Here is a 464-nt window from a genome sequence, read left to right on the forward strand (position 1 = left end):
TCACGACGGTATAGGCATTTGGCCGACCTCGGGCACACCTGGACTTCCTTTTATTCACAGACTTCTGCGGTTGCATGGCAGCCGACACACAGACTCGGCACCGCGTTCGGCCGAATGAACGGCGGGCGGCCGCATACCGTTTCACACTGGAGGAAGTCCAGCGGCGAAGGGGAGTGCGACCAGGATGGAATCCGATGACGTTCCGGCGCTCAACCGCAGGAGAGCACTGCTCGGTCTGGCCGCGGTCGGCGGTGTCGCGGCGGTCGGTGTCGGCGGTCTCGCCGAGGCGGCGGGCTTGCTGCGGCCCAGTGCGCTGACTCCGGCGGATTTCGCCGACCGCTTCGAACAGATCAACGGCCGTCACGACGGTTTCCGGCGCAACCACGCCAAAGGCTTGGCCGCGACCGGAACGTTCACCAGCACGGGCGCAGGCGCCGAGGTGAGTCGCGCGGCGGTGTTCAAGC

At 66.6% G+C, this 464-nt stretch carries 1 pseudogene; it reads left to right on the forward strand.

The features are described 5' to 3' along the window. Positions 1–184: 184 nt before the first annotated feature. Positions 185–464 (forward strand): annotated as a pseudogene (locus RM572_RS29095) (catalase); the annotation flags it as partial.

Source organism: Streptomyces hazeniae, from assembly GCF_031845485.1.
Taxonomy (GTDB): Bacteria; Actinomycetota; Actinomycetes; order Streptomycetales; family Streptomycetaceae; genus Streptomyces; species Streptomyces hazeniae.